General features: G+C 71.0%; 12 protein-coding genes. 4 read left to right on the top strand and 8 right to left on the bottom strand.

Annotation, left to right across the window (positions count from 1 at the left end; genetic code table 11):
- Window positions 1-120 precede the first annotated feature (120 nt).
- Window positions 121-1323: an SDR family oxidoreductase gene (locus POL25_RS03365; protein ID WP_272084349.1), complete on the bottom strand. Its 1203-nt coding sequence runs from the start codon at window positions 1321-1323 to the stop codon at window positions 121-123.
- A gap of 128 nt (window positions 1324-1451) precedes the next feature.
- Here POL25_RS03365 and POL25_RS03360 point away from each other — a divergent pair, with 128 nt between their 5' ends.
- The gene (locus tag POL25_RS03360; protein ID WP_272084348.1) at window positions 1452-2792 is read left to right on the top strand and encodes an NTP/NDP exchange transporter; all 1341 of its coding nucleotides are present in this window, start codon (window positions 1452-1454) and stop codon (window positions 2790-2792) included.
- Here the strand turns inward: POL25_RS03360 and POL25_RS03355 are convergent.
- From POL25_RS03355 to rd, 4 genes are all read right to left on the bottom strand, one after another.
- Window positions 2771-3841 (bottom strand): hypothetical protein, encoded by a 1071-nt coding sequence (locus POL25_RS03355; protein ID WP_272084347.1) that lies wholly within the window; start codon window positions 3839-3841, stop codon window positions 2771-2773. The two genes, POL25_RS03360 and POL25_RS03355, sit on opposite strands and share 22 nt — an antisense overlap.
- Before the next feature lie 307 nt (window positions 3842-4148).
- Window positions 4149-5513, bottom strand: a complete 1365-nt coding sequence (locus POL25_RS03350) for a glycine-rich protein (RefSeq protein ID WP_272084346.1) — start codon at window positions 5511-5513, stop codon at window positions 4149-4151.
- 142 nt (window positions 5514-5655) lie between these two features.
- Window positions 5656-6072: a response regulator gene (locus tag POL25_RS03345; RefSeq protein WP_272084345.1), complete on the bottom strand. Its 417-nt coding sequence runs from the start codon at window positions 6070-6072 to the stop codon at window positions 5656-5658.
- Between the two features lie 314 nt (window positions 6073-6386).
- Window positions 6387-6560 (bottom strand): rubredoxin, encoded by a 174-nt coding sequence (gene rd, locus POL25_RS03340; RefSeq protein WP_272084344.1) that lies wholly within the window; start codon window positions 6558-6560, stop codon window positions 6387-6389.
- A gap of 111 nt (window positions 6561-6671) precedes the next feature.
- Here rd and POL25_RS03335 point away from each other — a divergent pair, with 111 nt between their 5' ends.
- Both POL25_RS03335 and POL25_RS03330 read left to right on the top strand, forming a co-directional pair.
- Window positions 6672-6869 carry a hypothetical protein gene (locus POL25_RS03335; RefSeq protein ID WP_272084343.1) on the top strand — a complete coding sequence of 66 codons (198 nt, stop codon included), beginning with the start codon at window positions 6672-6674 and terminating at the stop codon, window positions 6867-6869.
- A 1-nt stretch (window position 6870) separates the two neighbouring features.
- The gene (locus POL25_RS03330) at window positions 6871-7404 is read left to right on the top strand and encodes a hypothetical protein (RefSeq protein ID WP_272084342.1); all 534 of its coding nucleotides are present in this window, start codon (window positions 6871-6873) and stop codon (window positions 7402-7404) included.
- A gap of 116 nt (window positions 7405-7520) precedes the next feature.
- Here POL25_RS03330 and POL25_RS03325 read toward each other — a convergent pair whose 3' ends face one another.
- Complete coding sequence (locus POL25_RS03325) at window positions 7521-8588, bottom strand: MXAN_2562 family outer membrane beta-barrel protein (protein ID WP_272084341.1); 1068 nt, start codon at window positions 8586-8588, stop codon at window positions 7521-7523.
- The gene (locus POL25_RS03320; RefSeq protein WP_272084340.1) at window positions 8585-10699 is read right to left on the bottom strand and encodes a DUF4215 domain-containing protein; all 2115 of its coding nucleotides are present in this window, start codon (window positions 10697-10699) and stop codon (window positions 8585-8587) included. The genes POL25_RS03325 and POL25_RS03320 overlap by 4 nt, the downstream gene beginning before the upstream one ends.
- A 191-nt stretch (window positions 10700-10890) precedes the next feature.
- Between POL25_RS03320 and POL25_RS03315 the strand changes: the two genes are divergently transcribed.
- Window positions 10891-11361 carry a MarR family winged helix-turn-helix transcriptional regulator gene (locus POL25_RS03315; RefSeq protein ID WP_272084339.1) on the top strand — a complete coding sequence of 157 codons (471 nt, stop codon included), beginning with the start codon at window positions 10891-10893 and terminating at the stop codon, window positions 11359-11361.
- Window positions 11362-11751: 390 nt separating this feature from the next.
- Here POL25_RS03315 and POL25_RS03310 read toward each other — a convergent pair whose 3' ends face one another.
- Window positions 11752-12957: a DUF790 family protein gene (locus tag POL25_RS03310; protein ID WP_272084338.1), complete on the bottom strand. Its 1206-nt coding sequence runs from the start codon at window positions 12955-12957 to the stop codon at window positions 11752-11754.
- Window positions 12958-12965 lie beyond the last annotated feature (8 nt).

Genomic DNA, 12965 nt, shown 5'->3' with positions numbered 1-12965 from the left:
GACGACGCGAGGCGGTGAGCCGCGGCGACGCGGCTGGTCCTCAGGGCATGCTCGGATGGACATGCCCGGATGGACATGCCCCTTCGGTCATGTCTCTACGGGCATGCCCCGAGGGGCAGCCTACGCGGCTTTCTTCTTCTTGGCCTTGGGCTTGCCCGGGGCCGGGTGGGCGGCGTGCCAGGCGGCCAGCAGCTGGGCCTCGCGCTCGCGGGTGATGCCGGCCCGCATCTTGGCCCGGCGCGGCTCGGGCAGGGTGTTCCACCAGGCAACTGTAGAGGTCACGGTCTCGGCCAGCGGGCGGAACTTGAGGCCGATCGCGGTGGCGCGGTCGATGCGGAAGGTAGCCGCGCCCTCGAACCCGGGGTCGGGCGGGAGCCACACCGGCAGGTCGCTCCACGGCTCGACCTTGTTGTCGGCCAGGAACTGACGATCGACCCATGTGAACTCGGCGTTGCTGGCCAGCGCGGCCTTGCTGCCGGTCAGCAGCTCGCCCATCGGCAGCGGCGCGCCGTCGGCGTTGTAGACGCCGACGTGGCCGCCCTCGATCGCGGCGATGATGAACTCGGCGAGGTCGCGGACATCGATGAACTGCACCGGGGTGCTCGGATCGCCGGGCGCGAGCACCTCGCCGCCGGCGGCCACGCGCGCCGGCCAGTAGGTGAAGCGGTCGCTGCCGTCGCCCGGGCCGACGATGAGGCCGGGGCGAATGACGGTGGTGCGGCCGGGCACCGCGGCCTCGGCCGCCTGCTCACACAGGGCCTTGAGCGCGCCGTAGTGGGCCGGGATGTCCTCGGTCGTGGGATCGGGGGCGACGGCGACGGGGGCGTCCTCGTCGATGCCGAGCTTGCTGGTGTCGGCGTAGACGGAGATGGTGGAGACGAACACGTACTGGCGGACGTTCGGCGCCAGCAGCTCGGCCGAGGCCTTGACGATCCGCGGGACGTAGCCGGAGGTGTCGATGACGGTGTCCCAGGTGCGGCCCTGCAGCGCCTTGAGGTCGCCGTCACGGTCGCCGCGCAGCTTCTCGACGTCGGGGAACAGCTCGGGCCGGGTCTTGCCGCGGTTGAACAGGGTGACGCTGTGGCCGCGGGCCTGGGCGGCCTCGACGAGCTGCGGGCCGAGGAAGGCGGTGCCGCCGAGGATCAGGATCTTCTGCTTGGGCCCGCCGAGCAGGACAGGCTCGGGGCGCAGCGGCGGATCGGCGGGCGGCGGGGCGCCGTCCGAAGGGGGCGCGGCGGTCTGTTCACCGGGGCCGGGACGACAGGCGGCGAGGCCGAGGGCGGCGCTGGCGAGACGGAGGAAGCGACGACGTGCGAGGCTCATGCAGGGCTCGGTGGTGCTGGGACCCGCGGACCCGGGCACGGGTTTCGCATCGCCGACGTGAGGCGGTGACGGGCCCGCACGCTGCGCGGCCGGGGGCGGCGAGGGGGGCGTCCTCTACAATCGCGGCGATGGCAGATGTCGATGGCCGGGTGTGGCGGGTGGCGCGGGCGATCGCGCCGCTGCAGCGCGAGGAGTTGCCGGGGGCGCTGTGGTCGGCGGGGCTGCTGTTCTGCGCCCTGTGCTCGTTTTACATCCTGAGGCCGCTGCGCGACGAGATGGGCACGGCCGGCGGGGTCGACGGGCTGCCGTGGCTGTTCTCGGCGACCTTCGTGGTGATGCTGGCGGCGGTGCCGGCCTATTCGTGGGTGGTGGCGCGGTTCGGCCGGCGCACGATCGTGCCGCTGGTGTACCGCTTCTGCGCGCTGGTGCTGCTCGGGTTCGTCGGCCTGTTCGCGCTGGCCGACGGGCCCGTGCTGGTGTGGACGGCCCGCAGCTTCTTCGTGTGGGCGGCGGTCTACAACCTGCTGGTCGTGTCGGTGTTCTGGGAGCTGATGGCCGATCTGTGGCGGCGCGAACAGGGGGAGCGGCTGTTCGGGCTGGTGGCGGCGGGCGGCAGCGCGGGCGCGATCCTGGGCCCGCTGCTGACCGCGGCGCTGGTGCCCCACCTCGGCGCGCCGGCGCTGGTGCTGCTGGCAGCGCTGTTCCTCGAGGGCGCGATCGCGTGCGCGCGCGGGCTGATGCGGTCGCTTCGGACAGGTTCTTCGGAACATGTCCAGGAGGTCATGTCGATGGACGCCCGGCCGATCGGCGGCGGGGCGCTGGCGGCGTTCGTGCTGATCGCCCGCTCGCCGCGGTTGCGCGGGATCTCGCTGTGGATCCTGCTGCTGACCACGACGGCGACGTTCGCCTACTTCGAGCAGGCGCGCATCGTCAAGGCGGCGATCGCCGACCCGGCCGAGCGCACGGCGCTGTTCGCCAGGGCCGACCTGGCCGTCAACGCGATCAGCGTGGCGCTGCAAGGGCTGGCGGTCGGGCGCATCATCCCCAGGCTCGGGGTCGGCTGGACGCTGGCGCTGCTGCCGGTGATCTCGCTGATCGGCTTCGTGGTGCTGGCGACGTCGCCGGTGCTGGCGGTGCTGATCGGGTTCCAGGTGCTGCGCCGGGCGGCCGACTTCTCGCTGGCCAAGCCGGCCCGCGAGGTGCTGTTCACCCAGGCCGGGCGCGAGGCCAAGTACAAGGCCAAGCACCTGATCGACACCGCCGTGTACCGCGGCGGGGACGTGGCCGCGGGCTGGCTGTACAGCGGCCTGGGGGCGCTCGGGGCGGCGGCGCCGGGGGTGTGTGGGGTGGCGGCGGCGCTGTGCCTGCCGTGGGCTGTCCTTTCGCGCAGGCTCGAAAGAACAGGTGCGAACGAACAGGGCGAATCGGAAAGGTCCGAAGGGGCAGGTCACTCGCCGGCGAACACGTAGAGGCGCTCGCCGAGCATGGCGACGCCGCCGATCCGCTCGCCGGGCGGGGCGCCGGGGGCGGCGAACGGCGGGAACTGGGCGATCGGGCTCTGCGCGACCATCTCGAAGCAGAAGGCGAGGTCCTGGACGAACACGTCGGTCGGCGTCACCCAGGCGGCGTATTGGGTGAGAGGCAGGAGTTCGTCGACGCAGGTGGCGTAGAACTGGCCGCCCACCCACGAGAACGGCGGGGTGAGGTCGATGAAGAGGTCGCGCACCGCCGCGGGGGTGCCAGGGTTGACGAGCTGGGTGAACGAGCCGCAGCACGCGTCCTCGGTCGCGTACTCGGTCATGAAGCCGTCCGGCACGACGGCGAACGAGTAGAGCCGCGCGATCGGGTCACCGACGGCGTAGACGATGTAGTTATCGAAGTCGGGCTGGTAGACCGCGTACGACTGCAGCAGCGGGAACGGCAGCCCGGGGAACACGTCGGCCAGCGGCCCCGAGGCGAGCCAGCTGCCGTCGCTGCCGCGCAGCACGTGGTAGGTGGTCGCGGTGAGGACGAAGATCTGGTCGTGGGTGTGGAGATCGAAGGCGGCGATCGCCGGGGCCGCGGGGGCGTGGCGCGGGGGCGGCTGGGGCAGGGCGATCCGCTCCCAGCCGAGCTGGACTTCGTCGAAGTACCAGTAGGCGCACGAGGTGGGGTCGTCGAAGCACGCGTCGGCGCCCCAGGTGCAGTCGTCCTGACAGGTGCGACGCACGCGGCCGCACGTCTCGCACAGCGCCCCGGTGTCCATGACCTCGCCGGGGGTGCACTGCATCTCGCCGGGGCACAGCGGCGGCGCGGTGGTGCCGGTGGTGTCCGGGTCGGTGGTGGCGGTGTCGGGCTCGCCGCTGGTGGTGGTGGTCGGATCGATCGCGCCGGTGGTGCCCGTGGTGGGGCCGGTGCTGGTCGAGGTGCCAGGCTCGAGCGAGGCGGCGGTCTGGGTCAGGGCGGCGCCGTCGTCCCTGAAGCAGCCAGGCAGCAGCGGCAGGACGGCGAACGCAAGGGCGCGGCGGCGGACCGACATCGAGCGATGCTAACGCAGGCGATCCGCGCGAGGCGCCGCGCCGGCGTGCGCTCCCCCGCGAGCAGGGCCGCGAACGAGCTGGCCTTTCAGACAGGTAGAGCCGCGCGGAACTGCGCGGGCGGATCGAGGTCGAGCGGCCCGCGCGGATAAGATGTCCTGAAGGACATATCATCCCACGCGGGGATGTCCGCATGGACATGTCCATCAGGACATCCGCGGCGCGGCGACGGCCGGGTGGTCTCAGGATGTCCTGAAGGACATGGCTGTCAGGACATCCGTGCAGTCTGTCCTGGCGGACAGGATCGGCTCAGATCAGCGGGGTGACGACGATCTTGCCGTCGCCGGCCTGCAGGCCGGGGGTGGTGCTGGCGTTCGTGAGCGTGCCGAGGAACGACGAGCCGCCGCCGCCGTGGCCGTCCTGGCCGCCGCCGCCGCCGCCGAACCAGCCGCCGCCGCCGCCGCCCGCGTGCAGGCTCGTGGCCCCGTTGCCGCCGACGCCGGCGGCGCCGGCGGTGCCGTTCTGGTTGCCGGCGCCGAGGCCTCCGGCGCCGCCGGCGAGCTGCGTGCCGCCGGGGGCGTCGCCCGTGACGAAGTCCCCGCCCAACCCGGCCGCGCCCACGAGACCCCCGCCGGCGCCGCCGCCCTGGCCACCGCATGAGTGTTCGGCCCCGCCGCCGCCGCCCGCGACGAGGACGCGCGAGGCGAGGTCGGCCGCGGTGCGCACGTCGGAGGCGCCGCCGCCGCCCGAGCAGGTCGAGGGATCCCCGCAGCTGCCTCCGCCGCCGTTCCAGCCGGGTGCGTTGCCGAGGCCGCCGGCGCCGCCGACGTGGATCTTCAGCACGTCCCCGGGCGTGACGGTGAGCTCGCCGACGGCGTAGCCGCCCTTGCCGCCGTTGTCGGGGTTGCCGTTGCAGACGGCGAGGTTGTTGGTCGGGGTCGCGCCGGCGGCTCCCCAGGCCTCGAGCTTCACCTGGGTGACGCCGGGCGGCACGAGGTACTCCTGGATCGCGCCCGTGAACTCGAAGGTGACGGGCTCGATCGGCTCGAGCTGGCACTCGGGGTCGCAGCCGTCGCCGCCGTCGACGTTGCCGTCATCGCACTGTTCGTCGGGGCCGACGATGTTGTCGCCGCAGACCGGGAGCGCGCAGGCGTTGGTACAGGCGTCCTCGTCGATGGCGTTGCCGTCGTCGCACGCCTCGTCGCCGTTGACGATGGCGTCGCCGCAGACGGGGAAGATACACGCGTTGGTACAGGCGTCCTCGTCGACGTCGTTGCCGTCGTCGCACTCCTCGCCGCCGTCGACCACCCCGTCGCCGCACACGGCGTCGCCGGTGGTGGTGGTGGTGGTCGTCGTCTCGTCCGTGGTGGTGGACGTCGAAGTCTCGTCCGTGGTGGACGTGGTCTCGGTGGTGGTCGTGGAAGTCGTCTCGTCGGTAGTGGACGTGGTGATATCGGTCGTCGACTCGCCGTCGGTCGCCGTGCCGCCGGTGGTCGGATCGGTGGTGGTCGGCAGCGGCTCGCTCGTCGAGTCGTCGGTGGTGACGGTGGACGTGGTGCTCGTGCTCGTCGCGCCGTCGGTGACGGTCCCGACGCCGAGGTCGTCGCCGCAGGCGGCGAGCAGCAGGGAGAGGGCGCAAATTCGCGATGTGAACCGCAGGGCAGGCAAATGCATCCGCCGAGATTCATGGCGCGCGCCGCTCGCCACAAGCTCTATCTACACGGCGGCGAGCTCGCGGTCGCTCTTCGGATGTCTCTTGGGACATGCCAGGAGAGACATGTCCTTACAGGCAGCATGGGGACGGCCGCCCGGCCGGTCAGGTAGCGGCCTCGGGCTTGCGATCCTTGCGCGGCCACGACAGCAGCTGGCACAGGCGGTCGACGATGGTGTCGAGCGAGGCCGGCTTCTGGATGCAGCCCACGGCGCCCAGGTGGCCCTGGATCTCCATCAGTTGCTCGATCGGCATGCCGCTGAGGATGACCACCGGCAGGGTCTTGCCGCCGACGTTGGTGGCCCGCCGGACCATCTTCATGGCCGTGTCGCCCCGCATGTCCGGCAGGTTGAGGTCGAGCACCACCATGTCGGGCTGGAACCGCATGACGACGGCGACCAGCAGGAAGCCCTTGTCCAGGGTCTCGACGACGAACCCGGCCTCGGTCAGCGCGCCCTTGACCACCCTGGCCGTCGCCGCGTCGTCCTCAACAACCAAGACCCGTGGAGCACGTGTCGTCACGCCCTCCAGGGTGCAAGGTTTACGGTTCCTCGTCCAGAGCAAACTCGGACGGACGTGCGCCGCGTTGGGGTCTCGAAGCCTGTCGTGAAACCCTGCAGGCTGGCGAACGGCGGCCGTCCGCGATGGCTGGGGGAGTGTGGACCCATGCATCGGCGCGCGCCCGCGCAGGCGGCGCTCGGCTCGCCCGACGACGATCGAAGCGCGCCCCGGGGCGCGCCTGAACAGCGTGACGAGGGCCGCGCCCGCAGGTCTCGGCGAGCTCATCCGGACAGGTCCCAAGAGCCAGGTCCGGACGCGGGCGGCCTGCCCCGGACTCACCCCTCGATGGGCTCGAAGTCCGCCTTGGTGGCGCCGCAGTCCGGGCAGTACCAGTCCTCCGGGATGTCCTCGAACGCCGTCCCGGGGGCGATGTTGCTCCCGGGATCGCCTTCCACGGGGTCGTAAATGTGCTCGCAGACGAGGCAGCGGTACTTCTTGGGCGTGGCCACGGTGCGCCGAGCGTACACCCGCAGCGATGTGGCCGAAAGCACGGCGCGTCGCGCGGGTGGACCGGCGGGGCGGTCACGGTAGCGAGGCTTCGGCGCTATGATGCAGAGCCCATGTCCGCGGCGCCGCCCGAGCTCGGATCCACCGTCGAGACGCGACGCGGCGGCATGTCCGTGACCGCGCCGTCGGGCTCCGAGCGCACGCCCGGCGCCGCGCCCGGCGATGCGTCACGTTACACGTCCGTGACCTGCGCGCGCGTCGCGACGATGCGCGCCCCAGCCCCCGCCGATCCGGGCGGCGCCGCCGCGTGAGATGGAGACGCTCTTCATCGCCGCGGTGACGGTGCTGCTGGTCGGCTACGGGTTCATCCGCCTGCGCCGCGCCGACGCGGCGGCCCGCCGCTACCTCGAGTCGGGCCAGGACAAGCCGCTGCAGCTGGCCCACCTGAGCGAGACGCTGGCCCGCGTAGCCCGCGAGACGCGGACGCTGCGGATCTGGCTCGAGTCGCCGCTGCAAGCGGTGCGCGACCAACTGGCGACCGACCTGACCCGCACCGACGACGATGTCGAGGGGTTCGACGCGGTGCTGCTCGACGCCAGCCGCGAGGTCGGGCTGTGGCTGGCGATGATCGAGGGGCTGCAGCCGCACGAGCGCCAGGAGCTCGAGGCGCTCGGGGCCGGCGCTGGGGCGATCCGCGGGGCGATGGAGGCCGAGAACGGGGCGTTCGAGCGCGCCCGCTTGAAGCTGCCCGGACGGCCGACGCTGGATGTGCGCATCGAGGCGATCCTGCGCGAGCTGACGCGCATCGAGGCCGCGCTGCAAGCGCAAGGGCACGTGTACCGCTGAGGCGCGGTGCCGACAATGTCCCGAGGGACATGTAGGGCTATTGATTCAGGGGATGTGCATCAGGACATGTGCAAGAGGCCATGTCCTCATGCACATGTCCTGACGCGCAGGCCGGCTCAGAACTCGGTGGCGAGTCCGATCATCCAGGTGCTGTCGCCGAGGTTCATGCTGTCCTTGCGCCCGAAGTTCGAGAGCCGGGTCAGCTGCCACTCGCCGATGATGTAGGTGTGGTTGATGCCGGAGATCCGGTCGAAGGTGCGGGCGGTGCCGGGGTCGAGGAAATCGAGCCGCAGCATCATGCCGAGGTTGATCTGGTAGCCCCACACGCCGCCGCGGCCGCGGTCGACGACCTCGGTGCCGTCCTTGATGACGGCGATGTTGCCGTTGCCGTTCTTGGTCCACCAAAAGGCATAGGCGACGCCGGCCTTGACGTAGGGGACGAACGGGGCCCAGCGGACCTTGTCGGCCAGCAGTTCGAAGCGGTAGACCGCCTGGAAGGCGATCGGCATGACGGTGAAGCGCACGGTGTCGGCGCGGCTGCGGGTGGGGCCCTCGTCCGGGGGCTCGGCGAGCGGGGCCTGGGCCTTGTCGCGGGCCATGGTCCACTGAATACCGATGCCGATCGGGCCGGCCAGCTTCTTGGTGATCTGCCACTCGAAGGCGAGACCTCCGTAAATGCTCTTTTTCGGCGGGCCGATGGTGATGCCGCGCGAGTCGGTCTCGCCGAAGACCTTGGCGTAGGGGCCGAAGCCCTCGCCGCTCCAGTTGCGGTCGACGTCGGGCAGATACGGGCCCATCTTGACCTCGAGCGCGAACCGCTGCCGGCTCTCGCCGGTCGGTGGGGCCTGCTTCTTCTTGCTGAGGCTGTCGGTGAGGTCGGGGTTGCTCTGGCCAGTGACCGCCGACTCGCTCGGGACCGGCTGCTTGTCGTAAGTGGGGCCCTCGATCGGCCGCCAGACCTCGCCCTCGCGCTTCTCGCCGACGCGCGAGCCGTAGGGCGGGCCGAACAGCTCGCCCTGGCGGGTCTCGCCGGGGGTCGTGCCGGGCGAGCTGGACTCGGGGGCAGGCGCGGGCGGGACGCTCGCGCCCTGGGCCGGCGGCGGCGGAGGAGTGCCGGCGTCGCCGGTGATCGTCATGTCGGCCGGCGCGGGCGCGGCGACCAGGGTCAAGGCGAAGGCGATCACGCGCGGTTCCTTCTCCGGTTGGCGACGCCGAGGCCGCCGATGCCGAATGCTGCGAGGGCGGTGAACAGGGCCAGGCCGCCGCCCGATTCGTCGCTAACGTTGCAATAGCCGGAGGCGCCGCAGATGCCGCCGTCCTCCTCGCACTGCTCCCACAAGTCGTAGGTAGCGACGGGGATGGCGCGCACGATGTTGTCGACCGGCGCGGGGTTGCCGATCAGGTCGTACGGGACGAGCAGGAAGTTGTACTCCTTGCCGTTCTCGAGGCCGCGGATCCGGTAGCTCTTGGTGCTGAACGGGATGTGGTCGCTGCAGACGTAGCGCCAGTCGAGGTTCAACATCCCCGGGCTGGCGGTGAACTTGCAATCGGGGCTGCAGCTCGAGGTGGCGCTGTTGTTGACGCCGTTGTCGCACTCTTCGCCGGACTGGACGATGTTGTCGCCGCAGGCGGGCTCGCGGCAATTGTTGGCGCAATCGTCGTCGTCGATGTCGTTGCCGTCGTCGCACTGCTCGACGCCCGCCCACAAGAAGCCGTCGCCGCAGACGGCCCGCAGGCACTCTTTCGTGCAAGCGTCGGTGTCATCGTCGTTGCCGTCGTCGCACTCCTCCGGGATGCCGCCGTCCGGCGGGTCACTGAACACGAAGCCGTCGCCGCACACGTTCCACGTGCAGTCGTTTTTGCAGGTGGCGTGGTCGGAGTTCAGCGGGCCGTCATCGCAGTTGGGAGCGACCAGGACGCCGTCGCCGCATTCGGGGCAGCCGTTCATCATGCTGGCGCAGTCGACGACCTGGCACTCCGTGTTGCATGGGGACGCGCCGCCGTCGGCGTTGACAGCGCCCATGTCGCAGTTCTCCATGCCGACCCAGAGGCTGCCGTCGCCGCAGATGGCGTTCTTGCAGGCGTTCGTGCAGGCGTCGCCGTCCTCGTCGTTGCCGTCGTCGCACTCCTCGACGTCGGCCTGGACTCGACCGTCCCCGCAGCGACTGCGCGTGCAGTCGCTGCCGCACGCCGCGTCATCGGCGTTGGCATCGCCGTCGTCGCACTCTTCGCCGGCCTCGATGATCTCGTTGCCGCACTCGGTGTTCGGTTCGCTGCCGTCGGTGTCACCGGCGGAGTCGCCGACCGAGTCGGTGCCGCCAATGCCGTCGGTGTCGCTGTCGTCACCGTCGCTGGTGGTGCCGAGCGGGTTGTCCTCACCGGAGTTGAAGGTGCTGAAGGGGCCGTTCGGGCAGAGGTTGTCCTTGGTGAAGTAGAACTGACCGTTGGGGATGGTCTCGTACGGGTGGGCGAAGGGCTTCGCAAGACCCGCGACGGGCTGGCCGGTGGCGGCGTCCTCGCACAGGATGCGGAAGCCGTTGACGTCGCCCGAGCCAGCCTGCCAGCTGAGGACGACGGCGTTGTCACCCGGCTCGGCAGTGAAGTTCGTGATCTTGAGCAGCGGCGGCTGAAAGTCGTACTTGATGCCGCCGGTCCTGCTCGGCAGGTTGATGTTCTGCGCGCCCTGGACGAAGAACTCGTCGGCCTGGCAGTTGCCCATGTTGTTCATGTTGGGCGCGCACATCCACACGCCGGCCTCGCCGGTGACGTTGGCGTCGCACTTGCCGGCGGTGAACGCCTCGCCCGGATTGCGCGAGGGCGTGTCGGGATTGACGCCGTTGGCCAGCCAGATCGGGTGGAACGAGGTGGTGATGCCCTGCTGATAGGTGGACACCAGCTCGGCCCCGAACTGGGCGCAGCGGCGGAACTGGCCGGCGAGCGCGGTCTCGGCGGTCGAGCACTGGGTGCCGACGAAGCTCTGGAGCTGTTCGCCGGTGGAATAGGCCGCCATCGTCTTCTTGAGGCGGATGATGACGCCGATCTGCTGCCCGCACTGGCAGCGGGCCCGGTTGATGAACTGATTGAAGTACTTCTCCGTCAGCGGCCGGAGGAAGTTGCCCTTCTCGTTGACGAGCCAGTACTGGATCGTGAACGCGTCGGCCGGCGGGAACGAGGCCCCTGAACCGGTGCCGCCGCTCGGGGGCGGGGTCTGGGCGGTGGCTTCGGCGGACGGTCCGAGGGCGCACAGGCCGGCGAGGAGGAGAGCAGCAGGACGCGAAAGGTCGTGCGGACGCATAGGCGGTGGCAGCGCTCGACGGCTGTGCAACCAGGATGCCACACGTGAAGACCTCGCGGGAGTTTGACGTGGCGCGGCTTGCCACACGTGGACCGGTGCGTAAGCGTGACATTTTGTCAGCTCGCGCGCGCCGGCGGTGACGATCGGACGCGCAGCCTGCGGCGCCGCGGCTCTGGTAGAAAGCGCGGTCGATGGCGACGACCGGGTCCGAGCTGCGCCTGCGGCGGCTGCAAAGCGAGGCGTACCTCAACCTGTCGCGGATCCACCGCGAGCTCGAGCGCAAGGTGGCGGACCTGCTGGTCGAGTCGGGGCTCCAGGACGTGACGCCAGCGCAGCTCGGCGTGCTCATCCACCTGTTTCAAGAGCGCGCGCCGCAGACGGCCCGCCAGCTAGCGAACCTGATGGGCCTGTCGGAGGTGACGGTCGGCCGCTTCGTGCGCGCGCTCGAAGGCGTGGGCTGGGTCGAGCGCACGTCCGACCCGACCGACAGCCGTGCGATCCTGGTGCGACCGACCCGCCGCGCCTACGCGGCGCTGCCGAAGCTGCTCGAGGTGTCGAACGCGCTGCTCGACCGCGCGTTCGCCGGGTTCTCGCCGCAGGAGATCGAGGCGATCGCGCGCACGACCGAGATGGTGCGCGACAACCTCGACCCGCAAGCGTGAGCGCGCCAGGGTGAGCGCGCTAGCGCGGTCCGGGGCGAGATGGCCGATCGGGCATGTGCGCCAGGACCGACGAATCCGGGGTCTGGTGACGGCTCGCGGCGTCCTGCGGACTATGGAGCGACGACGACGAGCTCGGGGGCCTGGTGATGGGTCGCGGCGTCATGCGGACCCATCGAGCGACGACGACGAGCTCGGGGACTGGCGACTGCTCGCGGCGTCATGCGGACCATCGAGCGACGACGACGGGCTCGCGTGCCTGAGCGCGGCGCGGACCGCGAGGAGCTCGGCGATCCTTGAACATGTCCTATTGAACATGTCCTATTGAACATGTTCTAAACGACATGGGCGAATGTGCATGTCGTTTAGAACATGTCCCGAGGGGCATGGCGTTCAGAGCAGGCTGCCGAGCGGCTCTAGCAGCGGCTGCAGGCGCTTCCAGGTCGGAAACTTATTAAATGTGAAGACCTGGGGGGCGGCGGCGAGGCGGGCGGCGAGGGCCTCGTCCTTGGCGAGGGTGAGGTCGACGCCGACGAGGAAGAGCGGGTCGGGGCGGGCGGCGAGCTCCTCGAGGCGGCGCAGGAGGGCGTGGCGGTGCCAGCGGTGGAACAGCTCGACGGCGACGCACTTGCCGGTGGCGGCGTCGCGCAGGCCGAAGTCGGGCACGCACATGCCGGCGGCGCCGACGTGGCGCAGCTCGGGCATCGGCTCGAGGGTCCAGCGGGCGTCGCCGAGGCTCGCCATGCCGAGCTCGATCTCCGGCGGGATGTGGCCGAGCGGGCCGTCGTCGAGCGCCCGGAGCGGGTCTTTGTGATCGAGGTAGAGCCGGCCGCGAGACTGGCGCGGCAGGTCGATGTCGGCCTCGACGGTGAACTTGCCGAGCACCGGGACGGCGCCGAGGAAGGTAGCGAGCTGCAGGCCGTACTTCTTCTGCATGTCGAGCTGCGCGGCCGGGCCTTCGATCCGCAGGTGCCAGCCGTCGCCGTCGCGGCGCACGTCGGCGACCAGGCGTGAGAAGCGGAGCCAGCGCAGCAGCTTGCGCAGCTCGAGCGGGCCGGGGCTGGTGGTCCGGACGTCGAGGCTGCCGGCGTAGAGCACGAGGCCCTGGGCCAGCGCGAGGTTGTAGCGGGCCAGCAGCGCGGCCGGGGTCGGCAGCTTGGCGGACAGCAGGCGCCGGTGCTCGGCGAGGTCGTCGTAGAGGTGGGCCCGCACGTCGGCGAGCGGGCGCGGCAGGCCGGCGGCGATGGCGGCCAGGTAGTCGGACAGCGAGGACGCTTCGGACAGGTCGCGCAGGACCTCGGCGCTGCGGGCGAAGGCGACGGCGCGCAGGCTCATGGCGGTGTCGCCGGGGTCGTCCCACTCGCAGCGGTCGGTGAGCAGCTTGTAGAGGCCGCGCGCGACCTTGACCTTGCGCGCCTCGCCGCAGATGGCGTCGGCGGCCTCGTCGACGGCGCCGCGCGGCTCGCCGGCGCCGTGGCTGAGGAGCTCGATCAGGGCGCCGGCGGTGGCCAGGTGATCGTCGTCGTCAGGGTCGACGAAGGTGGGGCGCAGGCGCTCGCCCTTGACCCGGCGGAACACGAGGAGGTCGCGGGTCAGCATTCGGCCTC

Origin of the sequence: Nannocystis bainbridge (assembly GCF_028368995.1) — a bacterium.
Taxonomy (GTDB): Bacteria; Myxococcota_A; Polyangia; order Nannocystales; family Nannocystaceae; genus Nannocystis; species Nannocystis bainbridge.
This window is presented reverse-complemented; position numbering and strand designations above follow the sequence as displayed.

Excerpts from the sequence above, each read along its gene's own strand:
- POL25_RS03365 (WP_272084349.1), bottom strand. The coding sequence starts at position 1,323 with ATGAGCCTCGCACGTCGTCGCTTCCTCCGTCTCGCCAGCGCCGCCCTC.
- POL25_RS03360 (WP_272084348.1), top strand. The coding sequence starts at position 1,452 with ATGGCAGATGTCGATGGCCGGGTGTGGCGGGTGGCGCGGGCGATCGCG.
- POL25_RS03355 (WP_272084347.1), bottom strand. The coding sequence starts at position 3,841 with ATGTCGGTCCGCCGCCGCGCCCTTGCGTTCGCCGTCCTGCCGCTGCTG.
- POL25_RS03350 (WP_272084346.1), bottom strand. The coding sequence starts at position 5,513 with ATGCATTTGCCTGCCCTGCGGTTCACATCGCGAATTTGCGCCCTCTCC.
- POL25_RS03335 (WP_272084343.1), top strand. The coding sequence starts at position 6,672 with ATGTCCGCGGCGCCGCCCGAGCTCGGATCCACCGTCGAGACGCGACGC.
- POL25_RS03330 (WP_272084342.1), top strand. The coding sequence starts at position 6,871 with ATGGAGACGCTCTTCATCGCCGCGGTGACGGTGCTGCTGGTCGGCTAC.
- POL25_RS03320 (WP_272084340.1), bottom strand. The coding sequence starts at position 10,699 with ATGCGTCCGCACGACCTTTCGCGTCCTGCTGCTCTCCTCCTCGCCGGC.
- POL25_RS03315 (WP_272084339.1), top strand. The coding sequence starts at position 10,891 with ATGGCGACGACCGGGTCCGAGCTGCGCCTGCGGCGGCTGCAAAGCGAG.
- POL25_RS03310 (WP_272084338.1), bottom strand. The coding sequence starts at position 12,957 with ATGCTGACCCGCGACCTCCTCGTGTTCCGCCGGGTCAAGGGCGAGCGC.